Raw genomic sequence first — 23,969 nt, 5'->3', positions numbered from 1 at the left:
CAGCCCGTGACCCGCTCATCCTGAGCCTGTCGAAGGATGCCGCGCAGATCGGGTCGGTCAGAAGCTCTGTTCGTAAACCCGCGTGATGTCGCCGCCCCACGGGCCGTTATAGAGGTCCAGCAGGCGCTGGGCGGGAACAGTGCCGCTTTCCGCGATCTCGAACAATTCGCCCAGATAGCCGGTTTCATTGTCGCCGGCGGCGTTGAGCTTTGCCCTGGCGGAGAGGCCGCCGCGGGCAATGTCCAGCACTTCGCTGGCAATGTCCTTCAGCTTGCGGCCACCGGGGATCGGCGCGTCGAGGGCGAGCCTGGGCACGGCGTTGCGCAGCGCTTCCCGCTCATCCATCGTCCAGTCCTTCACCACGTCCCATGCCGCGTCGAGCGCACCGGAATCGTAGAGCAGGCCCACCCACAATGCCGGAAGCGCGCAGATGCGGCCCCACGGCCCGCCATCGGCACCGCGCATTTCGAGGAAGCTCTTCAGGCGCACTTCGGGGAAGGCGGTGGAAAGGTGATCCTGCCAGTCGCTCTCGGTCGGCAGTTCGCCGGGCAGGGCGGGAAGTTCGCCCTTCAGGAAATCGCGGAAGCTCTGGCCGGCAGCGTCGATATATTTCCCATCGCGGAAGACGAAATACATCGGCACGTCGAGCATATAGTCGACATAGCGCTCATAGCCGAAGCCATCTTCGAACACGAAGGGCAACATGCCCGTGCGTTGCGGGTCCGTGTCAGACCAGATGTGGCTGCGATAGGAAAGGAAGCCGTTGGGCTTGCCTTCGGTGAAAGGCGAATTGGCGAAGAGCGCGGTTGCCAGCGGCTGGAGCGCAAGGCTGGTGCGGAACTTCTTCACCATGTCCGCTTCGCTGCCATAGTCCAGATTGACCTGGATGGTGCAGGTGCGCAGCATCATGTCGAGGCCCATCGTGCCCACGCGCGGCATGTGCCGCATCATGATGGCATAACGGCCCTTGGGCATTACGGGCAGCGCTTCGCGGGTCTTGTCGGGCCACATGCCCAGGCCAAGGAAGCCGATGCCGAAGCGATCGCCGATTTCCTTCACCTGAGCCAGATGGCGGCCGGTTTCGGCGCAGGTCTGGTGCAGGTTTTCCAACGGCGCGCCGGAAAGCTCCAGCTGGCCGGCAGGCTCAAGGCTGACCGTACCGTCGGAGCCGGACATGGCGATGACGTTGCCGCCTTCCTCCACCGGTTCCCAGCCATATTCCTTAAGGGCCAGCAGCATGTCGCGAATGCCGCCCGTCTCTTCATAGGAAGGGGCGTGGTGATCGTTGCGGGCGAAGACGAGCTTCTCATGCTCCGTCCCGATCCGCCAGGCGCTGACCGGCTTCTCGCCGGCCTGCATGGGGGCCACGAGTTGATCGCGGCTTTCGATCAGCCGCTCCTCTCCATCTGACGCTGTGCGCGTGCTCATAGCGGCGCCGTTAGGGCACTAAGGGGCGCTGCGCCAGCGCAAATTGCGGATGTCATTCTTGCCAGTCTCCGGCCGCTGCCATCCACAGCGCGGTGGCGGCGATTGCCGCCGTTTCGCCGCGCAGGATGCGGGGGCCAAGGGTGATTGCGGTTGTTGCCCGATGGGCGCGGATAGCCTCGCGTTCGGCATCGTCAAACCCGCCTTCGGGGCCGGTCAACAGCGCGGCGGGGCCTTTCCTTGCGGCAAAGGCGGAATGGGCAGATTCGCCGCCCAATTCGTCAGCGAAGAACAGGGCGCGGCCTTCGTCCCAGTCCCTCAGCAGCGCGTCCAGTTTCACCGGTTCGGCAATGCGGGGCAGGGCAGTGCGGGCGCATTGCTCGGCCGCTTCCGCGACCAGAGCGCGTGCACGTTCGAGATTGAGCTTGTCGGCCACGCAGCGACGGGTGAGCACAGGCTGGATCACGCGAACGCCCAATTCGGTGGCCTTTTCCAGCACGAGATCGAAGCGGTCCTTCTTCAGCAGGGCGGCGCACAGGGTGAAGTCAGGCACGTCCTCGCGTTCGCGCAGGCGCTCGACCACTTCCAGCACCACGTCGCGCTTGCCCGTGGTGGCGACGCGGGCCGCCCATTCGCCGGTCTCGTCATCGCACAGGATTACGATGTCACCTTCGCCCACGCGCATTACCCGGGCGAGGTAATTGGCCGGATTGCCATGCAGCGTCACTGCCGCCCCAGCCGCCAGAGGGCCGGGAACGAACAGGCGCGGCGCGCTGCGAGGCGGCCAGGCGGGAGTGGCAGGCATGGCTGGTCCGGCTGCGCTTACTTCAGGATCTCGCGCAGCAGGGTCTCCCACTGCTTCACGCCGGGATCGATCGTGGCGATGGGCAGGCGTTCGTTCAGGCCATGGGCGAATTCATCGTCCGGCCGCATGAAGATTGCCGAAACGCCGTAGCTGGGAATGCCCAGCGCCCTGAAATACATCGAATCGCTGGCCCCCGCGCTCATTTGCGGCACGACAGTGAGGCCCGGCGCGCGCTGGTGCACGGCCTTGGTGATGGCATCCATCATGTCCTTGCGCAGCGGGCTTTCGGGCGACTCGATCGAGCCATCGTCCATCATTTCCAGCGTCACGCGGGGATCGTCGATCACTTGCTTGAGGATCTCGCCCGCCTGCACGCGGGACGTGCCGGGGAAGATGCGGCAATTGATATTCGCGGTGACCGACTGGGGCAGGGCATTGGCCGCGTGGCCGCCATTCACCATGGTCGGCACGCAGGTTGTGCGCACCAGGCCGACATATTCCGGGCGGGCGGAAAGCCGCTCGGCAGCAGCCGTGTTGTTCGGATCGGCGGCGAAGGCCACCATTGCTTCGGCCACGTCTTCCGGCGCGTTGGGCGCGGTGCCTTCCCAATAGGCCTTGGTCAGCGGGCTGAGCTGGGGCGGGAAGCGATAGGCATCGACCTTGGCCAAAGCACGCGACATGGCGCCGATGGCATTGAAGCTGCCGGGGCGGCTGGAATGACCGCCTTCATCGGTCACGGTCAGCTTGAAATCGGCATAGGATTTTTCTGCCGCCTGCACACTGTAGACGATCGGCTGGAAATCGTTCGACAGTTCCCCGCCGCCGCCATCGCCATTGATGACCAGTTCGGCATCCTTGAGCGCCTCGGCAAGCTTCGCGGTGGAGCGCATCAGCGTCTCCTCGTCGCCCGAAATGCCCAGCACCAGATCGCGCGAGGGCACCCAGCCGGACCGCTTGAGCTTCATCACGGCGGCCAGCATCATCGCCGTGTCGCCCTTGTTGTCCGAAGCGCCGCGCCCGAAGACATAGCCATTCTCGACCACCGCGGTGAAGGGATCGCGTTCCCAATCCTCGGGCTTGGCTTCCACGACATCGAGATGGACGTTGACCACCACCGGCTTCGCCTTGCGGTCCTTGCCCGGATAGCGGACGATGAAATAGCCCGTATCGGTGCCCTCCACCGGAGTGAAGGAAATGTCCTTCGGATCGAAGCCTGCCGCCACGAGGCGCGCGGTCAGCTTCTCGGCCAGTTTGGGAACATTGCCGCGCCCGGCCACGGTGGGCACCTCGATCGCTTCCTTGAGGATTTCCAGAGCTTCTTGCCCGGCGGGAGTCGCTGGGGTCGCCTGTGCGTAAGCCGCTGCAGGCATAGCCAGAGCCAGGGCGGAAACGGCAAGTGGGACGAAGCGCATCGGGCAATCCTCGGGAGCGGCCAAAAGGGACCGCCTTTGTTGCGCGATGCGTTGCCTTGCGCAACCCATGTCGAGCAGTTCGGCCCCTGCCGAACAGACAGGCTGCGCCCTTCTTTCGTGCATGGCGCGAATGGGGTAGGGCACCGGCATGACCCAACCCGTTCCGGCCAGCGAGATCGTCCCCGATAGCGAGCATAGGGGCATCGTCGCCCGGCTTCCGCTTCCGCTGCGCGATTACGCATCGCTCGCCCGGTTTGACCGGCCCATCGGCTGGTGGCTGCTGTTCTGGCCCTGCGCATGGGGCGTGTGGCTTACCGGGGCAGGAGTGCAATGGCAGCTTGTCCTGTGGATGCTGCTCGGCTCCATTGCCATGCGCGGTGCGGGCTGCGTCTATAATGACATCGTCGATGCCGACATTGACCGGCAGGTGGCGCGCACGGCCCAGCGGCCAGTTGCGAGCGGCCGGGTCAGCCGCACCGCCGCCTGGGCATGGCTGCTGGCCCTGTGTGCCGTGGGGCTGGTGGTACTGCTGCAATTGCGTCCGATTGCCCAGCTTGTCGCTCTGGGCAGCCTGCTGCTTGTGGCCGCCTATCCCTTCATGAAGCGCATCACCGGCTGGCCGCAGGCATGGCTGGGGCTGGTCTTTACCTGGGGCGCGCCGGTGGGCTGGATTGCCTTGCGGAGCGATCGGCTGGACGTGCTGGCCGCGCTCTATGCTGGGGCGATCCTGTGGTGCATCGGCTATGACACGATCTACGCCCTGCAGGACCGGGAAGACGATGCACTGGTGGGTATCGGCTCCAGCGCGCTGTCGCTCGGCAAGAATGTCCGCGCCGGGGTGGGGGCCTTTTTCGCCGGGGCGGTGTTCTTCTTCGGCCTTGCGATCTGGCTGCTGCGGGCGGACTGGTTGGCTTTGCTGGCGCTGGCCCCGGCGGCGACCCACTTCGCGTGGCAGGTGCTCACGCTCGATCCGGACGATGGAGCCAACGCATTGCATCGCTTCCGCTCCAACCGCTTCGCCGGATTGCTGGTGGCAGCAGCCTGCTTCGTGGCCGGAAACGCCTGAGGCGCGGGCGGCAGGGGCGGCGCGATGTGCAACCTCTACCGCATGACCAAGGCTGCGGGCGAGGTCGCCCGGCTGTTCGGCGTCGGCTTTCCCCAGCAGGCCAACACGGCGCAGGAAGTCTATCCCGGCTATCCGGGCATGGTCATTGCCGACGGGCAATTGCAGCAGATGCATTGGGGCTTCCCGCTGGCGCTCCACGGCAAGCATGGCCAATTGCTGAAGCCTCGCCCGGTGAACAATGCCCGCAGCGACAAGCTGTCAGGGCAGTTCTGGCGGGGCAGTTTCGAACATCGCCGCTGCCTGATCCCCATGAGCGCATGGGCCGAAGCAGAGGGGCCGAAGGGCGGCAAGACGCGCACCTGGCTGAGCCTGGCCGATGGCGAGATGTGCACGGCCGCCGGACTCTGGCGGCCGAGTGACGAGTGGGGCGACGTCTATTCCATGGTGATCGTGGATGCCGGGCCGGGCGTGGCCGGGGTCCACACAAGGATGCCTGCCTTGATCCGCCCGGTGGATCGCGCCGCCTTTCTGGGCGGCACCGCGCGCGAGGCATTCGATCTGTGCCGCCCCTATGACGGGGAATTGCTGATCGACCGCACGGCGCAGCCCTGGGCAGGCAGGGCAGTCTAATTGTAGCTCACGACCTCGAACTCGATGCCGTCCCAGTCGAAGAAATAGAACCGCCGCCCCGGCTCGTAATCGGCGTGGCCGAAGGGTTCCAACCCGGTTTCGCTGACGATCATTTCCGCTGCATCGAGATCGTCGACCAGCAGGCCGACATGGTTGAGCGGGACGCCCTTCGTGAAACGGTCACGCGCCTGTCCATCGGTGTAAAGCGCCAGATAGGCAGCCTCGTCACCCACATGGATCGTCCAGCCGCCGTCTCGCGCGGGGCCGCGCCAGCGTTCGTGCCAACCAAGTAGCCGCTGCAGCAGGGCGGAAGAGCGCTCCGGGTCCGAGACGGTCAGGTTCGCATGTTCGAGCTGCCCATGTCCGGGGTTTTTCAGTGACATAAAGCCAGTTCCTTCATTCAATTGTCTTATGCCCACGTTAGCCATCAGGCGTCGCGAATCGCGGGGCTTGTCCCTTGTGCAACCTCAAGCTAAGTTGAGGTCAAGCTATCGATTTACGCGCTCGGGTCTGGGGGATTCCTGAAATGGGCAATGACCAGTTGATTCCGATCGGAACCCTGGCGCGCCGCACCGGCGTGGCGGTTTCGGCCATTCGTTTCTATGAATCCAAGGGGTTGCTGACCTCGCTCCGCACCGGTGGCAACCAGCGGCGCTTCCTGCGTTCTGATATTCGGCGGGTCAGCTTCATCCTTGTCGCGCAGAAACTGGGGCTGGGCCTTGCGGAGATCGAGGCGGAACTGGCGCAATTGCCGCAGGGCCGCACACCCACGATCAATGACTGGCAGCGCATCAGCCGGTCCATGCGCGTGGCGATTGACGAGAAGATCAAACTGCTCACCCGTACGCGCAACCAGCTGGATCAATGCATCGGCTGCGGCTGTCTCAGCCTGCACAAGTGCCAACTCTACAACAAGGATGACCGGATGGCCGCGCGCGGCCCCGGGCCGCAGCTGGTTCTGGGGTAATCGCTACCCAGCGCCTTCTCGTCAGATCATAATTTCACCCGGATTTAATTGCCTTAGTGAGGCGTGAGGCGTATAATATATCCGGGTAAAAATGATTGAACGAAGGGCTGACGATGGATCTGGAAAAACGCCGCGCGGCGATTGCGGCCTATAAGGAGCGGGTGGCCATTCCCGGCATTTACGCTGTGCAGTGTGCTGCAACAGGTGAATGCTGGGTGGGGCGGGCGCCCGATCTTTCGACCATTCACAATCGTCTGTGGTTTACCCTGCGCCTCGGTTCCTGCCCGCATCGCAGCCTGCAGCAGGCATGGCGTGAGCATGGCGGTGACGCATTCAGTTTCGAACGGGTCGAGGAACTGGATGGCGAGGAACTGGGTTTTGCGCTGGATCGCGTGATCGGCGAGCGCCAAGACCATTGGTGCGAGCAATTGTCGGCCACGCGGATTTGAACGGGGCGCGGCGGTCTATTCGGCCGCCAGCAATTCCTCTGCCCCGCCAAGGTCCACGCTGACGAGGCGGCTGACGCCCTTTTCCACCATGGTCACGCCGAACAGGCGGTGCATTCGGCTCATGGTCACGGCGTTATGCGTCACGATCAGGTATCGCGTGTCGGTTTCCTGCGCCATTGCCTCCAGCAGATCGCAGAAACGGTCGATATTCGCATCGTCCAGCGGTGCGTCCACTTCGTCCAGAACGCAGATCGGCGCCGGGTTGGTCAGGAACAGGGCAAAGATCAGCGCAACGGCGGTAAGCGCCTGTTCCCCGCCTGAAAGCAGGGTGAGCGACTGAAGCCGCTTGCCCGGCGGCTGGGCGTAGATCTCAAGTCCCGCTTCCAGCGGATCGTCGGAATCGACCAGCGCGAGATGGGCATTGCCGCCTTCGAACAGGCGTGTGAACAGGCGCTGGAAGTGCTGGTCCACTTCCTCGAAGGCGGCGCGCAGGCGTTCGCGCCCTTCGCGGTTGAGGTTGCCGATGGAACCGCGCAGGCGATTGACCGCTTCGGCCAGTTCCGCCTGTTCGGCGGCGCTGTTACCGTGTTCGGCCTCGATTTTTTCCAATTCCTCGGCCGCGACGAGATTGACCGGGCCGATACGTTCGCGCTCGCCTGTCAGGCGGTCCATCGTGGCGGATTCCTCCGCCGATCCGGCGACTTCACTCGCCTCGAACTGGAAGCGCCCGCACAGCAGCGGGGGTGAGCACTGGAAGCGTTCGCCCGAAAGGCGCGACATTTCCTCGCGCCGGGATTCCTCGTTTTCCGCCCGCGCGGCAGCCCCGGCGCGGTCTTCGCGCGCGGTGGAGAGCGCTTCGTTCAGCCGGGCAAGCAGACTGTCGGCGGCCTGTGCTTCCTGCGTCACGGCTGCCAGTGTGGCCTCTGCCGCTGCGAGTTCTTCGGCCAGCCGGGCGCGCAATTCGCCGCCGCGTTCGATCTCCGCCACCAGCGATGCTGGCTTGGCCTCGATCACCGCGCGTTCCTCGGCGATTTCCTCGAAGCGGCGTTCCATATCCGCCAGACGGCGTGTGGCGTCCCCCGCGCGCGCTTCCCATCCCTTGATGTCGGCGGCGCGGGCTGCGCGCCGCTCTCGCGCCACGGCCAGCGCCTGATCGTGAGCGGCAAGGGCTGCTGCGGCGGACTGCATCCCGATGCGGGAGGCCTCATGCTTCGCCTGCGCAGCCGCGAGAGCGGCTCGCCCGGTTTCGGGATGGGGCAGGGCGGCGCGCCTGGCCTGAGCGGTTGCGAGTTCGGCCTCGGCCATCTGGCGCTGTTCGGCAAGGTCGGCCTTGGCGGCATCCAGTTCTACAAGCCGCGCGGCATGGCGTTCCCGCGCGGCTTCCGCCTGATCGAGTGAACGCAATGCGGCACGTTCCGCCTCGGAAGCCTGCGCAATCTCCCGTTCGGCCGCGATCAATGCCTGCTGCAAGGCGCTCAGTTCGCTCTGCGTGGTCGCCTGCCGCTCTTCAGCCTCGGCTGCGGCGGCCCGCCTGGGCGGCAATTGCCCTTCCAGTTCGGCAAAGCGGTTCTCTGCCTCCAGCCGTGCCGCCTCGGCAGCGCCTTCGCCGCGCGCCAGAAAACCATCCCAGCGCCGCAGGAAGCCGTCCTTCGTCACCAGCCATTCGCCCGGCTTCAGCGCGCGACCGTCGTCGCTATCCGCCACATGGACCAGCGCAAGCCGCGCGGCGAGCTGGGGCGGGCATTCGGGCACATGGGCTGCCAGACTGTCGGCCACGGGCGCGGGCGCGTCGCTTCCGGCCCAGAAGCGGCCTTCTGTACCCGCATCCGGTTTACCCAATGGAGCCTTGGCATCGCGGCCCAGCACGGCGGCCAGCGCCCGCTCAAAACCGGGCGCGGCGCGAACCTTGTCCAGCGCGGCGGGCATGCCATGCTTGTTCGATGCCTGCTTCGCCCGGGCCTCACGATCGCGTTGCAAGGCATTGAATTCACGTTCAATACCGGCAAGCTCCGCCTTTGCGGCTGCCAGGGCGCTGGCGGCTTCGTCACGTGCGGCGGAAAGCTCGGTCTTGCGTTCCTGCCGGGCGGTCAGCCCGTCGCGCAAATCGCCAAGGCGCTTCGCCGCATCTTCCGCTGCCTGCCTGGCGCGGATTACTGCCTCTTCCGGATCGCCCGCGCTGGACAGCGCCGCGCGCGTGTCTTCCTGCCGTCGGGCCTCCGCATCCAGCCGGGCAAGCCGGGCCTCTGCCTGGGAGACTTCGGCTTCGGCCACGCGCCATTCCGCTTCGACCCCGGCATGATCGGCAGTGGCGCGGGCAAGGTCAAGTTCCGCCGTCCGGGCCGCTGCTTCCGCGCGTTCGGCGGCGATCAGGAAGGAGGGGCGGCGCGCCTCATCATCCTGCAAATCCTTCTCGGATTGCGCGAGTTCCGCCTGCAGGCGGGCGAGCGCCTCCGCGGCGTCGCGGGTCAGCCGGTCGGCCTCGCTGCGATCTTCCTCCAGCCGGCGCTGCTGGCGCTGGAGATCGGCGAGGCGCTGTTCGGCGGCTTCGAGCTGGGTTGTGAGCGCGGCCATGCGGTGGCCGTGGGCGGTAGTATCGTCCCGCCGGTCGGCCAGTTCCTCGCGTGCATCGGCCAGTTTCTGGGCCAGTTCGGCCTGCGCCTTCTGCGCTTCGGCCGTGTCCTTCTGGGCCGTGCTTACGCGGTCATCCGCCGCGCGGGCGGCCTTGCGAGCCTCGTCAGCGGCGGCGGCGGCGTCGCGCCAGCGGGCGAACAGCAGCCGCGCCTCGGCCAGCTGAATCTTCTCGGACAGCGCCTTGTAGCGTTCCGCCTGCTTGGCCTGACGGCGAAGCGAGGCGATCTGGGTGTCCAGCCCCGCCATCAAATCTTCCAGCCGGGCAAGGTTGGCCTCGGTCTGGCGCAGCTTGCTTTCGGCATCGCGGCGGCGAACATGCAGCCCGGCGATCCCGGCCGCCTCTTCCAGCATCATGCGCCGCTCGGCGGGCTTTGCGGCGATGACCGCGGCGATCTTGCCCTGGCTGACGAGCGCCGGGCTATGTGCGCCGGTTGCGGCATCGGCAAAGACCAGCGCTACGTCCTTGGCGCGCACGTCGCGCCCGTTCACGCGATAGGCGCTGCCCGCGCCGCGTTCGATCCGTCGGGTAACTTCCAGTTCATCGCCGTCGCCGCTTTCGGCATGCAGCACCACTTCGGCAAAGGCGCGGGGCGGGCGCTGGGCAGTGCCGGCGAAGATCACGTCTTCCATCCCGCCCGAGCGCATGGATTTGGGCGAGTTTTCGCCCATCACCCAGCGGATCGCTTCAAGCAGGTTGGATTTGCCGCAACCGTTGGGGCCGACGACACCCGTCAGCCCCGGTTCAATGCGCAGCTCTGCCGGTTCTACGAAGCTCTTGAAACCGCTGAGTTTGAGCTTCCTGATCCGCATCGCCGTCCTTTATGCGGGCCCGTCAGCGCGCGCCGGCATTCTGGAGGACCGGTTCCACCGCTTCCCAGGTGGTGAATTCGATCCGCTGCCCGTTGAGGAAGAACGTGGGCGTGCCGGTGATGTTGAGATCCTTCGAATCCTTGTCCGATCGGTTCACGATCGCGGTGATCTTGTTCACATCGCCAAGGCACTGCATCGCCTGATCGCGGCTGATGCCGCGCTGCGCGAAGAAGTCATACAGGCCGGCAGCCTCGGCAATGCCCTGGAAGCGGGCGCCGCCCGTCTTCTGCATGGCGGCCGCATAGACCGACTGGTTCTTGTTCGTTGTATCGAAGATCGGGCCGAGATTGGCCCATGCCTGTTCCGCCAGCGGGTGGAATGCTGCCGGGCCGCTGCAGCGGGCCAGCGTGGCAATGGTCAGATCCAGCGGTTCGCGGATGAGATTGCGGATTTCATAGCTCAGTACGCCGCTGGCGACGTAATCGTCGCGCAGCTTCTCGGCGCCTTCCACTGAGAATTCGGCGCAGTGGGAGCAGGTGTGGCTGGCATATTCCACCAGCTTGAGCGGTGCGTCGGGGTTGCCGATGCGGAAGCCGCCTTCGGGCGTTTCCACGGCGACATCGGCCCATTGCTGGCCGGCAGGCGGCGCTATGTGGGCGATAGGTTCGGCCGCTTTGGGCAGTTCGCCTTCCGCAGTATCGCTGCCGCCACAGGCCGCAATGGCCAGCGTGAGCGGAAGAGCGACGGAAAGGGTGGCAAGGCGGCGGAAAGTCTTCATGGCATCCATCGTGATCAATCCCTTGAGGCTAGCCCATCGTTTGTGGGCATAGAAGCGAGGAGGGCGGGGCATCGCCGGTTTTGCACAGCTTAACCCCCCGATTTTCTGTCTAGAGCCGCGCGTCGAGCTGCGGCTTGAGAAGCGACCATTGATATGTTGCAATCAGCCTTACGCCGTTGATGGCGAAGCTGGGCGTTCCGGTGATGTTGTATTTTTCTTCATCCGCCCTGTCCTGTTCGGCAAGGCGCTTGGCCAGCGCATTGTTGTTCAGGCACTGATCGGCTTGCGCGCGGGTAAGCCCCTGCGACGCGACGATCGGATAGAACCCGAAATCGGACGCGATCGCACGGCGGGCGGCGGCCTTGTCCTGCCCATACCAGCGATCCTGCTGCGCCTTGGTGGACGTGGTCAGGGTGCGGGCGATCTGGTCGAAATTGCGGAAGATGGCCTGATGCGTGGCGAAGAACTTACCCGGCGCGACGCATTCGGTCAGCATGGCGGCGGTAAGGTCCACCGGATCGCGCAGAGCGTGGCGCACTTCCAGCGACACTTTGCCCGACTGGACAAAGGAAATGCGCAGTTCGGCCCCGGCTTCCTTTTCGAAATCGGCGCAATGGGGGCAGGTATAGCTTTCGAAAGTGGTCAGCTTCACCTTGGCATTCGGATTGCCCAGCAAGTGGCCGCCATCGGTCTTGCTGACGGTTACAAGCCAGTTGGGCGCGGCGCCCACGCTCATCAGCGCGAAGCCCACCACTGCACCGGCACGGATCAGACCCTTCATTGTTCCCCTTCCTCTTGCGCACCCAGGCTGCGCGCCAAACTCTCCAGCACTGTCCTCAGTTCCGGATCGCCGATGTCGCGCAGGCTTTCGCCCAGTTCCATCGGGATCGGCTTGAGCGACGGCGGGGCCGAGCCGGGCTTCCCCGCGCCGCGTTGAGCATAGGGCGCCTTAACCGCGCCTTGCCGCAATTTCACCCGCGCAACGGCCTTGTAGCCGAAGAAACGGTTCACCCGCTCCATGATCTCGGGGATCACGTGCTGGATCAGCGGCGCATGGGCGGGCGTGACGGTGAGCTGCAAAATGCCGTCGCTCTTCTCGCCGGGCGGGAAGCGGATCGATTCGGGCACGCAGACTTCGGCATGTTTCGGCCCGACGATCTCCGGCCAGCGCGTGACCACGCTGGACTGGATGAAGCCGAAGCGACGAAAGGCCGTGCGGCCAATATCGGGCATCAGGTCGGAAATGGCGCGCGCGGGGCCGCCGCGCGGGCGTTCGTAGCGCTTTACGCCTTTTGCCTTCGCAGGCTTGCGCCCGGCTTTTCCATCGTCCCGTTCCATGATCGCTTTCGCCATGCCATAGCGCCCCGATGGACGCCAGCGCGACGATTTCAGAGCTGCTTTTGGACTGGTATCGCACCCATGCGCGCAGGCTGCCGTGGCGCGCGCCTCCGGGCGAAAATGCACCGGAACCTTACCGCGTGTGGCTGTCCGAAGTGATGCTGCAGCAGACCACCGTTGCGGCCGTGATTCCCTATTTCGAGAAGTTCACTTCCCGCTGGCCGACAATCGAGGCACTGGCCGCCGCGCCGGAGGAAGAGGTGATGGCCGCCTGGGCAGGGCTGGGTTATTATTCGCGCGCCCGCAATCTGGTGAAATGCGCCCGCGCCGTGGCGGAACTGGGCGCTTTTCCCGAGACAGAGGAAGGGCTGCGCGCCCTGCCGGGACTGGGTGCCTATACGGCGGCGGCAGTGGCCGCGATTGCGTTCGGCCAGCGCGCCGTGGTGGTGGATGCCAATGTGGAGCGCGTGGTCGCCCGGCTGTTCGCCATCGACGATCCGCTGCCCGGCGCACGAAAGGAAATCCGCGAAAAGGCGGACCTCGTCACCCTGGACAGAGACGCAGGCGATTTCGCGCAGGCGATGATGGATCTGGGCGCGACGATCTGCACCGCCCGCGATCCGCGTTGCCTGCTGTGCCCGCTGGCCAATGCCTGCATGGGGCGGATGCAGGGCGATCCGGCGCGCTTGCCGGTAAAGGCGGCGAAGAAGGCCAAGCCGGAGCGGATAGGCACGGCCTATTGGATCGAGCGGGCGGGCAAGGTCTGGCTCGTCACGCGTCCCGGCGAAGGCATGCTTGGCGGAATGCGCGCCCTGCCGGACGATGGCTGGCATGCGCGGGCAGACGGTTCGGGCGAGGCACCGGTGCCCGGCCACTGGCGCGATGCAGGCGCGGTACGTCACACTTTCACCCATTTCCACCTCACGCTGAAGCTCAAGGTGCTCAAGGGCATGGAGATGGACGGTGAAGGGGAGTGGTGGCCACTCGCCCGGCTGGGGGATGCAGGCCTGCCGACCCTGTTCGCCAAGGTTGCCCGGCTCGCGGTGACTTAGGGGGGCATCGCCCCCTAAACATTCCCGTTCGTCCTGAGCCTGTCGAAGGACACGCGCCGCCTTTCCGGCAGGGGAGCGACGCAAATCGGTACCGTTTGTTTTTCGTCGGGACTTGGTGTCGCGCGCGTCCTTCGACAGGCTCAGGACGAGCGGAGACAGGTGATCGCAATCACCACACTCCCCAGAAATCCCTTTCCTACAGCACCCCGAATGGCGTTTATCCTGCGCGATGAAACGCCCGACCGACAAGCATGATCGCCCGTCAGAAAGCTGCAATCTCCCGGCCATTCGAAACGCTCAAAGCGCGCCAAAACGAAAGGTCACACTCCATTTCGCGCCCGGTGCCGGAAAGTGGCGCAAAGCCGGGCCTTATGGAGGTGTTGCTCGAGGAGTTTCACCGGCCGTTCTGTGTCACTTTCGGGAGGCTTTTCTCCGCCGGATCACACCAGCCCGCCGCCCAGAATCAGCCGGATCACGGCGATGGCGAACACTACCAGACAGAAATTCCGCCCGTGATTGTGGCGCGACAGGGCACCGAAGCCCACGCCCAGCACGGCGATGGGCAGGACGACCCAATTGCCCCAGCCGAGCAGCGGAATTTGCGAGGGAATGGCGAGCACCAGGGCGACAATGCCGATGAGGATCGAGATCAGATTGAACATGTGTTCTATATGAATAATACACCCTCGCAATGCAAGCCCGGCGCCCAAAGGGTGCCTTGCGCCCGTCACGCCTGCTGCCTAGGCAGGGCAAAACACAAATTGATTGGAGAGGCCGCATGGAATCCACCATCCAGCCCAGTCCCACACTTGGTTGCCTGTCGCGCCGCAATTTGCTGCGAGGCGGCGCCGCGCTTGGCCTGGGTGCAGGGCTTGGCGGCTGGCCGCTCTCCGCATTTGCCGCCACAGGCGAGCAATGGCCTGCCTTGCGAGCCATGGCGCGCAGCTATGTCGAGAGCCACAAGGTCGCCAATATGCTGGCCTATATGGGGCAGGGCGACGGGGCGCCGCAAATGGTTGCCGAAGGGCGCGACATGGCGGGCGGGCCGCGCAAATCCGATGCGGACAGCCTCTATCGCCTCTATTCCATGACCAAGCCGATCACCGGCATGGCGGTGATGATTCTGATCGACGAGGGCCGCCTCAGTCTGGACCAGCCGCTCGCGGAAATCCTGCCTGCCTTCGCCGATGTGAAAGTGCAGAAGACCTATGACGGGCTGGTGAGCGAGGACAATCTGGAGCCGCTCGCCCGCCCGATCACTATCCGTCATTTGCTGACCCACACGGCCGGGCTGGGCTATTCGATTGTCCAGCAGGGGCCGATCAAGGCGCTGATGGAAGAACGCGGCGTGATTTCCGGCCAGATCAGCCGCATCCCGATGGAGGGCTTCATCCGGGGCAAGCCGGTGGAGAGCCTTTCCCTGTTCGCGGAGCGGCTGGCGGAAATTCCGCTGGTCCGTCAGCCCGGCACGCGCTGGTCCTATTCCTGCGGGCTGGACCTGCTCGGCAGGGTGATCGAACTGGCCAGCGGAGAGACGTTCGACCAATTCCTGAAGGACCATATCTTCGATCCCTGCGGGATGACGAGCACATGGTTCCGCGTGCCTGCAAGCGAGGCAGGCAGGCTCACCACCACCTATGCCGTGGTGAAGGGCGAAGTCCTGCCGCTCGATCCGGGGCCATCCTCGATCTTTCTCGATCAGCCCGCATTCCCCTTCGGCGGTTCCGGCCTGGTGGGCAGCCCGCGCGATTATGACCGCTTTCTAAGGATGCTGGCCGGTTACGGCAGGATCGAAGGCAAGCGGGTGATGAGCGAGGCGGCAGTGCGCATGGGCACGTCAGACCTGTTGCCCAGCCCGGTGGTCACGAAGGGCACTTCCGTTGCCGGATATGGCTTCGGCGCTGGCGGAAGGGTCGGCTGGGCGGGCGGCACAAGTGCCTTTGGCTGGGCGGGCGCGGCTGGCACGGTGGGTTTTGTCGACATGGCGAGCGGCCTGCGCGGCGGGATCTACACGCAATACATGCCCTCCACTGCCTATCCGGTATATGCCGAGTTTGAAAAGGCGGTCGAATCCGATCTCGCCTCAAGGAAGGGAACCGCATGAGCTGTTGCGCCGCCGCCATTGCCTTTGCCGGCTCGGGGCTGGACCGGGCGGACCATATCCGCTCCGATCCCGAACGGCTCGCGGTGCTGAAAAGCCCGCAGGCCAGCCTGTTGCTGATGGACGGGCTTGCCCCGGAAACAGGTGAGGATGGCGGCCTTCTGTGGGGCAGGCTGTCCGACGCGCCGGAAGATGCGGAACTGGTGTTCCTTGGCCTGCGCCACGGTTTCGGCTGCTTTGCCGCCGTGCCTCTCATGGGCGATACCAGCCCGGCCTATGCCCATCGCAAATCATGGCAGGCCATTGCCGCGATGAGTGGCGAGGATATGGCCATCTATGGCTGTGCCCGCAGTCTGGTGGACTGGCATGCCCGCCACCGTTTCTGCGCCAAATGCGGCGCGCCTTCGGTGCTGGCCAAGGGCGGCTGGCAGCGCAATTGCGTGAACGAGAATTGCGCGGCCGAGCATTTCCCCCGCGTCGATCCGGTCACCATCATGCTGGTGGAGCATGAGGGCAAGCTGCTGCTGGGGCGCCAGTCGCGCTTTCCGCCGGGCAGCTATTCAGCTCTGGCGGGCTTTGTCGAACCGGGTGAGGCGATCGAGGAGGCCGTGGCGCGCGAAGTGCTGGAAGAAGCGGGAGTGAAGGTGCGCGATGTCACCTATATTTCCAGCCAGCCCTGGCCGTTCCCCTCGCAACTGATGATCGGCTGCCATGCCTATGCGGATTCTGCCGCGCTGATCATCGACCGGACGGAACTGGACGATGCCCGCTGGTACACGCGGGAAGAAGTGGCGGAAGCAATCGAGAAAAACCGGGAGAGCACCAGCTTCTTCCCGCCGCCCCCTCAGGCGATTGCCTATCACATGCTCACATGGTGGCTTGCGAAATGAGTGCCGAAGAACTTCCCAAGGTTGCAGTCGACATCTGGTCGGACGTCATGTGCCCATGGTGCGCCATCGGCTACACCCAGTTTGCCAAGGCCCTGAAAGAGCTGGAAGGGGAGATCGACATCGAAGTGCGCTTCATGCCCTTCGAACTGAACCCCGACATGCCGCCCGAAGGCCGCAGCCAGGCCGAACACCTCGCCGCCGTCTATGACCGCAGCCCGGCGGAAGTCGCCGAAATGCGCGAGCAATTGCTGGAAGTGGCGGCCCATGCCGGTTTCCCGATGGAATATGATGGGGAGGGCGAGCCGCCCGAACCGTGGATGTGGAACACTTTCGATGCCCACAAGCTGCTGCGCTGGGCGCTGACCGTGGAAGGCATGGAGGCGCAGACGGCGCTGAAGCTGGCCCTGTTCCGCGCCCATTTCCAGCAGCGCCGCCGCATCGGCAAGCGTTCCGTCCTGCTCGACGTGGCCGAAAATCTCGGCTTCGACCGTAAGGCCATGGAAGCGGCGCTGGAGGACGAGGCTCTGGGCATCGCCGTGCGGCTGGAAGAACGCCGGGCACGCGAATCGAACATCAATTCGGTGCCCAGCTTCATCATCAACGATCGCTATCTGGTGCCCGGTGCACAGGAACCCGAAGTCTATCGGGAAACCCTGCGCAAGGTGGTCGAACTGTCTCAGGCGGGATAGATTGCTCTCAGCCTTATAGGATCGTCATTGCGAGGGCCAAAGGCCCGAAGCAATCCAGAGGGTTGGGATGTGTCGCCCTGGATTGTTTCGCTACGCTCGCAATGACGGTTCAGGCATAGGCAGGGCAGCACAGGGCTTCCAACTCCTCCACCACGCGGCTTTCGCGCATTTCGCGTTCCACTTCAGTGCCGAGTTGCTGCGCGCCCCGGTGGAGCGAACGGTCATAGAGCACACGCTCCAGCGCATCGTGGATCTCGTGCGTTTCGGCCTGCGGCGGCAGCATCAGTCCGGCGCCATGGGCCACGATGCGGGCGGCATTGCCATCCTGATCGCGGCCATGCGGGATTACCAGCACCGGCAGCTTATGCGCCATGGCGCGGGCCAGAGTGCCGTGGCCGCCATGCGTGATAACGAGGTTCGCCTCCTTCAGCACCGCATTATGCGGCGCGCTGCGGACGAGCACGGTGTTGGCGGCCGGGGTCAGTTCTTCCGGCTCAATCGCAGGCCCGAGGGTGACGAGCGCGCGCACTGGCAAGGTTGCGAGAGCGTCGATTACCCGCTGCATGATGGCCACATGGTTTTGGAAGGTGGTGGAAAAGCCGACCAGCGCCAGCGGGCGGGCATCGTCGGCAGGCCAGGGGGACTGCCATTCCTCCGTCCATGCCAGATCGTCGATCTGGGGGCCGACATAGGCATAGCGGGCATGATCGCCAGCGGGCGCAAAGTCGAAGAAGCGGCTGATGCCGATCAGCACTTTGCGGGCGGGTTTCAACTGGGCCATCAGCGTTTCCAGCGGCGGCAGGGCAAGCTGGGCGCGCGCATCGTTGAGCGCAGGCAGGGCGCCGTCGAACACCGCGCTGGCGGCTGCAAACATCGCCCCGGCCTGCGCCTGTTGATCCGGCGTCATATCCTCGAACCGCAGCGGCCCGGCGGGCGGGGCATCGGTGAGGGGGAACATCAGCGAATTGCACGGCATCAGCACCATCGGCTGATCCAGCGTCTCGCAGGCGGCCATGACGCCGAACAGAAGTTCGCTGGAGATCACAAGGTCCGCGGGTTCGCGCTTCAGTTCCTCGATCAGGTCGAGTGCGTAATCCAGTGCCCGCCCGGTGAAGACGGCATCCAGTGCCTGCGCGAAGCCTTCCAGCGGATTGGCCTGCGCCCAGTCGAGGATCGGGTCGCTCTCGCGATTGCGATCGGTGCGGCTGGGGGCGCGGGTCCAGGGAATGAAGCGCGCGCCGATGGCTTCGCTTTCCAGCCGATTGCATTCATCGCTCATCACACGGACCTGATGCCCGGCATCCAGCAGCTTGCGCGCCACGGTCAGCTTGGGGCCGACAGAACCGCCGCCTTCCCAGGTGGCGATGAGGAATTTGCGAGAAGGTGTAGCGCAGGTCATGTCAGGCCTCCGTAAGCAGGGCGGGGCGTTCCAGCTCGCCCGGTTCCAGGTCCAGCGCGTCGGCGGCCATCTCCAGCATCGCCTTGCGCAATTGCTCCACGCTGCGGCCCATATCGGCACGCAGCAATTTCCAGACGTAGAGGTCGAGCGCGATCACCAGCCGGTCATGCACATATTCGCGCTTTTCGGCGGGCACCTTCGGCAGCCAGCGGGCGAACACATCGCCTACCCATTCGCGGTGCGTGGCGCGTCCTCGGTCCGCCATGATGCGGATCGCCGGATAGCGATCTTCCTGCGAGAGCAAGCGCATCATCAGCGGGCCAACCGCCTCATATTCCCCGATCAGCGTATCGACCGCCCGGCCGACATCCTGCGCAGCCGGGGCGCGATCGCCGACGATCTCTTCCTGCATCCGGTCGCTGGTGGCCTTGAGCAGCCCTTCCTTGCCACCGAAACGGCGAATGACGGTCTGCACCGTGACACCGGCTTCCTTCGCGACGTCGTCCAGCCGGATTTCGTCGAACCACTGGGCCTGCAGGTGGGCGAGGAAGGCGTCGAGAATACGGTTGCCCGTCTCCTCTGCCGCCTTGGCCCGCGCCGACTGTCGATAGCCGCGTGTCTTGCTCGATTCGTCTTTCATGTGAGTTTGAATAACATGAAAAATGAGGTGCGCAAGTTTTATGTTAGTTTAGCTTATATGAAATATGCGTCGGGCACGTTTCTGCGCTGCCAGAAGGCGCTGTAAAGTCGGGTTTTCCGAGAATTCAGAGCGCGCGGATCGCCGCTGCGAGAGCGATGTGAGTCAGGGCAAAGCCCGCAAATGTCGCTGCCAGCACCGGATGGCCCAACGCCATTATCGCCGCAGTAGCGCCCGCAAAGACGGTCAGCCTGAACGCGGTGAGGGCCGCACCCGTCAGCCGGTGAGGCGAGTTGGGAGCCGCCCAGCGGCTCCAGGCGAGCGAAATAGCACCCGCGCAGGCTATGGATGACAGCAGCTGCAGGGGCAGGGCACTGGCAAGCGACCAGCCGAAGATGGAGAAACCCGCCAGCGCGGCCAGTTCCAGCAGCGCCGCCATGGCAGCGTTTGCTGCGCGCAGCATCGGTTTCAGACCAGCCCCAGCTTGGCGAGGTCTTTCACCAGCCTGCCGGGCAGAACGTCGCCTTCCATGCTGCCCTCGCCGAGATCGGGCGGGGCGTTCTCTTCATCCAGATAGCGCCAGCCCTGATGTGCCCGCTTCGCACGCGGCTCCACCGGGATCAGCTTGCGCTCCAGCACGATCCACCAGCGGCCGTTATCCTCGCGCTGTTCGAAGCGCAGGATCGGGCTACGGCCAACAAGTGCGTGATCGTAAATCCAGTAGAGCGATCCGCCTTCCATTTCGGCAAGCCGCTTGGGCACGTAACGCGTGGTCAGGCGCATTTCCGGCCCGCCAATGTCGAACCAGCTGCGCAGATCCTCCATGGACTGGGCGCCGAACGCGATCTTGGTGAGGTGCAGCGGCATGTCAGCCGGTCAGCCCGCTGAGAGTCGCCAGGCCGAGGAAGGCGAGGAAGCCCATCGAATCGGTCGTCATGGTCACGAAGATGGAACTGGAAATGGCGGGGTCCACTTTCAGCCGTTCCAGAGTGAGCGGCACGAATACGCCGGCCAGCCCCGCGATCACGATATTGGTCAGCATTGCCGCCGCGATCACCAGGCCTAGTGCCGGATTGTGGAACAGCAGCCCCACCACTATGCCGATCACCACGGCCACGGTGCTGCCATTGAGCAGGGCAATGCCCAACTCGCGCCGCACCGAGCGCCAGGCATTGGAGGCGGTAAGCTGGTTGGTGGCCAGTGCGCGCACGGTCACGGCCAGGGTCTGAGTACCCGCATTGCCGCCGATCCCGGCAACGATGGGCATCAGGGTGGCGAGGGCCACCATCTTTTCGATAGTGCCTTCGAATGTCGCAATGATCGTGCTGGCGAGCGTTGCGGTGAGCAGATTGGCGATTAGCCAGCGCACGCGCGCGGCATAGGCTTCGCGGATCGGCTCGTTAATGTCGCCTTCGCCGGCACCCGACAGCAGTAGCACGTCCTCGCCCGCTTCTTCCTGAATGATGTGGACGATGTCGTCGACCGTCAGCTGGCCGACCAGCCGCCCGCTTTCGTCCACCACGGCGGCGGAGATCAGCGCGTATTTCTGGAACAGCAGCGCGACCTCTTCCTGATCCATCGAAACGGGGATCAGCGTCTGGTCGCGCTTCATCACATCGGTCAGGGCGATGTGGCGCGGAGTGCGCAAAATCCACGAAAGCTGGCAGGTGCCCACCGGCTTGTGGGTGTGATCGACGATGAACACTTCCCAGAATTCGGTCGTCAGATCGTCGCGCTCGCGCAGATAATCGATCAGGTCGCCGACATTCATGTGTTCGGGCACCGCGATCAGCTCGCGCTGCATCAGGCGGCCGGCGGTTTCCTCGGGATAGGACAGCGCGCTTTCGATTGCGGCGCGGTCTTCCGGGTCCATTTCCGCCAGAACAGCGGCCTGATCTTCCTCGTCGAGATCCTCGATCAGCTGGACGGCATCGTCCGTATCCAGCTGCTCGGCGATCTCGGCCACGGCGCCGGGCGCCAGTTCCTCGACCATGCTTTCGCGCACATAGTCGTTGAGTTCGGCGATCACCTCGCCGCTCATCAGGTCGGTGATGGCGGCGGCCAGTTTCGCGCGCTCGGGCCGTTCGAGCAGTTCGAACAGGTCGGCGATGTCGGCGGGGTGGAGCGGCTCCACCAGTTCGTAGACCTGAGCCTCGTCGCCTTCTTCCAGCGCGTCGGAAACGGCACGGACGAAATCGGCCTTCAGGCGGTTCTCATTGTCGAACTGTTCGCGCTTTTCTTCGCCGGTTCCGGCATCGGCGGCGGGCGCGCGTTCCAGTTCTTCGAGTTCCTCTGGGCTCATCGGTCCCTCCTATTCCGGTGGGAGGCAAAAGCAAGGTGGGGTGACTTATTGATTGCAACGCCTATATCGGCGGCCGAACTTCAGGAGATAGCCCGATGGCCGATGAAACTCTTACCTTCTCGCTCGAGAGCGGCGATGTCGTGATCAAGCTGCGCCCCGACCTTGCGCCCGGCCACGTGGCCCGCATTACCGAACTGGCCAAGGAAGGCTTCTATGACGGCGTGGTGTTCCACCGCGTGATCCCCGGCTTCATGGCTCAGGGCGGCGACCCGACGGGCACCGGCATGGGCGGTTCCGACAAGCCGGACCTGCAGGCCGAATTCAACGACGAACCGCATGTGCGCGGCGTGTGCTCCATGGCGCGCACCCAGTATCCGCATAGCGCGAACAGCCAGTTCTTCATCTGCTTCGACGATGCCCGCTTCCTCGACAAGCAGTACACCGTCTGGGGCCAGGTCGTCAGCGGCATGGAACATATCGACGCGCTGCCCAAGGGCGAGCCGCCGGCAAGCCCGGGCAAGATCGTGAAGGCGACGGTCGCCTGATAGCCCGCAAGGGCACAGGTCAAACGCATTCAGGGCGATCTGGGGCGGTCTTCAGGGCCGCGCCGGGTCGCCTTTTGCTTTTCGGGACTGAGGTTTTCGAGGTCCGCTTGCTATCCGCGCCCTAAAGCCCGGATTCGATCATCCAGTCATGGAACAGCTTCACCGGCCGCGTATCGAGCGATTTGGGCCGGCAGACGAACCAGTAGGAATAGGGGCTTTCCACTTCCACATCGTAGAGCTTGGCCAGCTTCTTGCCAGTCGCCCGCCGATAATGGTCATCGTGCATGATCGCGATGCCAAGGCCCTGCGCGGCCGCTTCCAGCATCAGCTGGCCGGAATCGTAATGGTCGATCGCGGCGGGCTGCAGGGCCTGGAAGCCCAGGGCTTCTTTCCATGCCTCGAAACTCTCAGGCAGGTCGTTGTGGATCAGGAAGGTCTGCTTGGCGAGCGTTTCCAGATCGGGTGAGGGGCCGATTTCGGCGGCCAGCGCCTCGCTGCAGATCGCATGCACCCGGTTATGGTCCAGCCGCACCGAATAATAGGCTTCGTCCGGATCGGCTGTCACGATGATGGCAGCGTCCAGCGTGTCGCCCACGCGGCCGAGCAGGTTCGGGCCGGTATCGATGTCGATGTGCAGGCGCGGATGCAGCTTGCGCAGTTCGAGCAGGCGCGGGAACAGGCGCTGGCTGCCGAACAGCGGCGAAACGCCCAGATGCAGGCGCAGCAGCTGCAGGTTTTCCGACTGTGCTTCCACTGCCTGTGCCAGCGCTTCCAGATGCGGATTGATCGCTTCGTAGAAGGCGCGGCCGTCATCGGTCAGCTTCATGGCCTGATGGGCGCGGGTGAACAGCTTCTTGCCGACGAACTCCTCAAGGCTCGTCACACGGCGCGAAAGCGCGGATGGCGACAGGCCGAGTTCGTTCGCGGCAGCGCGGGCAGAGCCCATGCGCACGATGCGCACGAACGCTTCGAGCGCACGTAGGGGGGGAAGGCGGCGTGTTACCATGAAGAGCTATAGTTGGTCAGAAAAACCCCGGTCTGTCGAGAACCAGCCGGAAAATAGTTGCGAAAAATACAATTTGAAGAGCCGGACTTAGTCATCTTCCTCAAAATTGCGCCGCGGTGGGTGCAGGCGTAATCTTGTTACGTGAGTTTCGTCCCCGGCAGTCACCTCGATCCGCCACCCGCTCGGATGTTCCAGAATCGCGCCCACTTCCGGCACCTGTCCCGCAAGCACGAAGGCAAGGCCGCCCAGCGTGTCGACGGCTTCCTCAACCTCGGCAATGCGGGGATCGCCTACGGTTTCGGCCACATCGTCCAGTTCGGCGCGCGCATCGGCGTCCCACATGCCCTCGGCAATGGGAACGATCAGCGCTTCGGGCGCGTCATCGTGTTCGTCCTCGATCTCGCCGACGATTTCCTCGACCAGATCCTCGATCGTGATGATCCCGTCGACGCCTGAATATTCGTCCACCACCACCGCAAGGTGGGTGCGGCGCGCGCGCATGTCTGCCAGCACGTCCAGCGCATTGCGTGACTGCGGCACATAGAGCGGCTGGCGCATCAGGGTAGACCAGTCGGCCGGTGGCGGCTGATCGGTGGCGATGATGGTGAAAACGTCCTTGATGTGAATCATGCCGATCACATCGTCCAGCGTCTCGCGATAGACGGGCATGCGCGAATGGCCATGCTCGGCAAAGGTCGCCACCAGCTCCGCCCAGCTCGAATCGGCTGAGATGGACACGATCTCGCCGCGCGGGATGGCCACGTCGTCAGCATCGTGTTCGCTGAAGTGGAGCAGGTTGCGCAGCATCGTCAGTTCGACCGACGACAGGTCGCCATTGGTCTTCCCCGCATCGCCCCTGGGATGCTCGTCTTCGTGCTCGGCAATGGCTTCCTCAAGCTGCGCGCGCAGCGAGGTTTCCCCATTGTCCCCATCGAAGAAGCGGCGGATGGAACCCCACAAGCCGCCTTTACTGTCCGCGTCTCCATTGCTGGAGTCGCCGGTCCTGGCCGTGTCGGACATGACCTTGCTACTTTCTC

At 64.5% G+C, this 23,969-nt stretch carries 25 protein-coding genes; 9 read left to right on the top strand and 16 right to left on the bottom strand.

Annotated elements, in window-relative coordinates; genetic code table 11:
* Nucleotides 1-57: 57 nt before the first annotated feature.
* Genes SZ64_RS08335 through SZ64_RS08325 form a run of 3 tightly spaced genes read right to left on the bottom strand, consistent with a single transcriptional unit; the run spans nt 58 to nt 3,642 of the window.
* Nucleotides 58-1,428 (bottom strand): glutamate--cysteine ligase, encoded by a 1,371-nt coding sequence (locus SZ64_RS08335; protein WP_054530393.1) that lies wholly within the window; start codon nt 1,426-1,428, stop codon nt 58-60.
* A 52-nt stretch (nt 1,429-1,480) separates the two neighbouring features.
* Nucleotides 1,481-2,230, bottom strand: coding sequence for a 16S rRNA (uracil(1498)-N(3))-methyltransferase (locus SZ64_RS08330; protein ID WP_054530392.1), 750 nt, complete (start codon nt 2,228-2,230; stop codon nt 1,481-1,483).
* A 17-nt stretch (nt 2,231-2,247) separates the two neighbouring features.
* A complete protein-coding gene (locus SZ64_RS08325; protein ID WP_054530391.1) occupies nt 2,248-3,642 on the bottom strand; it encodes a M20/M25/M40 family metallo-hydrolase in 1,395 nt (464 codons plus the stop codon).
* A gap of 148 nt (nt 3,643-3,790) precedes the next feature.
* Here SZ64_RS08325 and ubiA point away from each other — a divergent pair, with 148 nt between their 5' ends.
* Entirely contained in the window at nt 3,791-4,708 is a 918-nt protein-coding gene (gene ubiA, locus SZ64_RS08320; protein ID WP_054530390.1) for a 4-hydroxybenzoate octaprenyltransferase, read from the top strand.
* Between the two features lie 24 nt (nt 4,709-4,732).
* Nucleotides 4,733-5,338, top strand: coding sequence for an SOS response-associated peptidase family protein (locus SZ64_RS08315; RefSeq protein ID WP_054530389.1), 606 nt, complete (start codon nt 4,733-4,735; stop codon nt 5,336-5,338).
* Here SZ64_RS08315 and SZ64_RS08310 read toward each other — a convergent pair.
* Complete coding sequence (locus tag SZ64_RS08310; protein ID WP_054530388.1) at nt 5,335-5,721, bottom strand: VOC family protein; 387 nt, start codon at nt 5,719-5,721, stop codon at nt 5,335-5,337. The two genes, SZ64_RS08315 and SZ64_RS08310, sit on opposite strands and share 4 nt — an antisense overlap.
* A 143-nt stretch (nt 5,722-5,864) precedes the next feature.
* Here SZ64_RS08310 and soxR point away from each other — a divergent pair, with 143 nt between their 5' ends.
* On the top strand, nt 5,865-6,305 hold the full coding sequence (gene soxR / locus SZ64_RS08305; protein WP_054530387.1) for a redox-sensitive transcriptional activator SoxR: 441 nt from the start codon (nt 5,865-5,867) through the stop codon (nt 6,303-6,305).
* Between the two features lie 95 nt (nt 6,306-6,400).
* A complete protein-coding gene (locus SZ64_RS08300) occupies nt 6,401-6,754 on the top strand; it encodes a GIY-YIG nuclease family protein (protein WP_241773009.1) in 354 nt (117 codons plus the stop codon).
* A 15-nt stretch (nt 6,755-6,769) separates the two neighbouring features.
* On the opposite strand, the gene SZ64_RS08295 is transcribed toward SZ64_RS08300, so the two are convergent.
* The 4 genes from SZ64_RS08295 to SZ64_RS08280 all read right to left on the bottom strand — a co-directional run bounded on the left by SZ64_RS08295 (nt 6,770) and on the right by SZ64_RS08280 (nt 12,311).
* Complete coding sequence (locus SZ64_RS08295; RefSeq protein ID WP_054530386.1) at nt 6,770-10,195, bottom strand: AAA family ATPase; 3,426 nt, start codon at nt 10,193-10,195, stop codon at nt 6,770-6,772.
* Between the two features lie 22 nt (nt 10,196-10,217).
* Complete coding sequence (locus SZ64_RS08290; protein WP_156313581.1) at nt 10,218-10,982, bottom strand: thioredoxin domain-containing protein; 765 nt, start codon at nt 10,980-10,982, stop codon at nt 10,218-10,220.
* Between the two features lie 100 nt (nt 10,983-11,082).
* Complete coding sequence (locus SZ64_RS08285; protein ID WP_054530385.1) at nt 11,083-11,754, bottom strand: thioredoxin domain-containing protein; 672 nt, start codon at nt 11,752-11,754, stop codon at nt 11,083-11,085.
* On the bottom strand, nt 11,751-12,311 hold the full coding sequence (locus SZ64_RS08280) for a DUF721 domain-containing protein (RefSeq protein WP_054532159.1): 561 nt from the start codon (nt 12,309-12,311) through the stop codon (nt 11,751-11,753). Before SZ64_RS08280 ends, SZ64_RS08285 begins: the two co-directional genes overlap by 4 nt.
* 29 nt (nt 12,312-12,340) lie before the next feature.
* Here SZ64_RS08280 and mutY point away from each other — a divergent pair, with 29 nt between their 5' ends.
* Nucleotides 12,341-13,363 (top strand): A/G-specific adenine glycosylase, encoded by a 1,023-nt coding sequence (mutY, locus tag SZ64_RS08275; protein WP_054530384.1) that lies wholly within the window; start codon nt 12,341-12,343, stop codon nt 13,361-13,363.
* Nucleotides 13,364-13,803: 440 nt separating this feature from the next.
* Here the strand turns inward: mutY and SZ64_RS08270 are convergent, their stop codons facing one another.
* Complete coding sequence (locus SZ64_RS08270; protein ID WP_054530383.1) at nt 13,804-14,025, bottom strand: hypothetical protein; 222 nt, start codon at nt 14,023-14,025, stop codon at nt 13,804-13,806.
* A gap of 116 nt (nt 14,026-14,141) precedes the next feature.
* Here SZ64_RS08270 and SZ64_RS08265 point away from each other — a divergent pair, with 116 nt between their 5' ends.
* Genes SZ64_RS08265 through SZ64_RS08255 form a run of 3 tightly spaced genes read left to right on the top strand, consistent with a single transcriptional unit; the run spans nt 14,142 to nt 17,043 of the window.
* Nucleotides 14,142-15,467, top strand: a complete 1,326-nt coding sequence (locus SZ64_RS08265; RefSeq protein WP_054530382.1) for a serine hydrolase domain-containing protein — start codon at nt 14,142-14,144, stop codon at nt 15,465-15,467.
* The gene (gene nudC / locus SZ64_RS08260) at nt 15,464-16,354 is read left to right on the top strand and encodes an NAD(+) diphosphatase (protein ID WP_054530381.1); all 891 of its coding nucleotides are present in this window, start codon (nt 15,464-15,466) and stop codon (nt 16,352-16,354) included. The genes SZ64_RS08265 and nudC overlap by 4 nt, the downstream gene beginning before the upstream one ends.
* Nucleotides 16,351-17,043, top strand: coding sequence for a DsbA family oxidoreductase (locus SZ64_RS08255; protein ID WP_054530380.1), 693 nt, complete (start codon nt 16,351-16,353; stop codon nt 17,041-17,043). The genes nudC and SZ64_RS08255 overlap by 4 nt, the downstream gene beginning before the upstream one ends.
* Nucleotides 17,044-17,152: 109 nt before the next feature.
* On the opposite strand, the gene SZ64_RS08250 is transcribed toward SZ64_RS08255, so the two are convergent.
* The 5 genes from SZ64_RS08250 to mgtE all read right to left on the bottom strand — a co-directional run bounded on the left by SZ64_RS08250 (nt 17,153) and on the right by mgtE (nt 21,381).
* Nucleotides 17,153-18,442 carry a glycosyltransferase gene (locus SZ64_RS08250; RefSeq protein ID WP_054530379.1) on the bottom strand — a complete coding sequence of 430 codons (1,290 nt, stop codon included), beginning with the start codon at nt 18,440-18,442 and terminating at the stop codon, nt 17,153-17,155.
* Between the two features lies 1 nt (nt 18,443).
* On the bottom strand, nt 18,444-19,082 hold the full coding sequence (locus SZ64_RS08245; protein ID WP_054530378.1) for a TetR/AcrR family transcriptional regulator: 639 nt from the start codon (nt 19,080-19,082) through the stop codon (nt 18,444-18,446).
* Nucleotides 19,083-19,206: 124 nt separating this feature from the next.
* Nucleotides 19,207-19,542: a YrdB family protein gene (locus SZ64_RS08240; RefSeq protein WP_054530377.1), complete on the bottom strand. Its 336-nt coding sequence runs from the start codon at nt 19,540-19,542 to the stop codon at nt 19,207-19,209.
* 5 nt (nt 19,543-19,547) lie between these two features.
* Complete coding sequence (locus SZ64_RS08235) at nt 19,548-19,946, bottom strand: DUF1489 domain-containing protein (protein ID WP_054530376.1); 399 nt, start codon at nt 19,944-19,946, stop codon at nt 19,548-19,550.
* Nucleotide 19,947: 1 nt separating this feature from the next.
* Nucleotides 19,948-21,381: a magnesium transporter gene (mgtE, locus tag SZ64_RS08230; protein ID WP_082384484.1), complete on the bottom strand. Its 1,434-nt coding sequence runs from the start codon at nt 21,379-21,381 to the stop codon at nt 19,948-19,950.
* A gap of 95 nt (nt 21,382-21,476) precedes the next feature.
* On the opposite strand from mgtE, the gene SZ64_RS08225 reads away from it, so the two are divergent.
* On the top strand, nt 21,477-21,926 hold the full coding sequence (locus SZ64_RS08225) for a peptidylprolyl isomerase (RefSeq protein WP_054530375.1): 450 nt from the start codon (nt 21,477-21,479) through the stop codon (nt 21,924-21,926).
* A gap of 121 nt (nt 21,927-22,047) precedes the next feature.
* Here the strand turns inward: SZ64_RS08225 and SZ64_RS08220 are convergent, their stop codons facing one another.
* Complete coding sequence (locus tag SZ64_RS08220; RefSeq protein ID WP_082384483.1) at nt 22,048-22,932, bottom strand: LysR substrate-binding domain-containing protein; 885 nt, start codon at nt 22,930-22,932, stop codon at nt 22,048-22,050.
* 87 nt (nt 22,933-23,019) lie between these two features.
* Entirely contained in the window at nt 23,020-23,952 is a 933-nt protein-coding gene (locus SZ64_RS08215) for a hemolysin family protein (RefSeq protein WP_054530373.1), read from the bottom strand.
* Between the last annotated feature and the right edge of the window lie 17 nt (nt 23,953-23,969).

This window comes from Erythrobacter sp. SG61-1L, from assembly GCF_001305965.1.
Lineage (GTDB): Bacteria > Pseudomonadota > Alphaproteobacteria > Sphingomonadales > Sphingomonadaceae > Andeanibacterium.
Note: the sequence above shows the minus strand (reverse complement) of the source record. Positions and strands in the feature narration are given on the sequence as shown.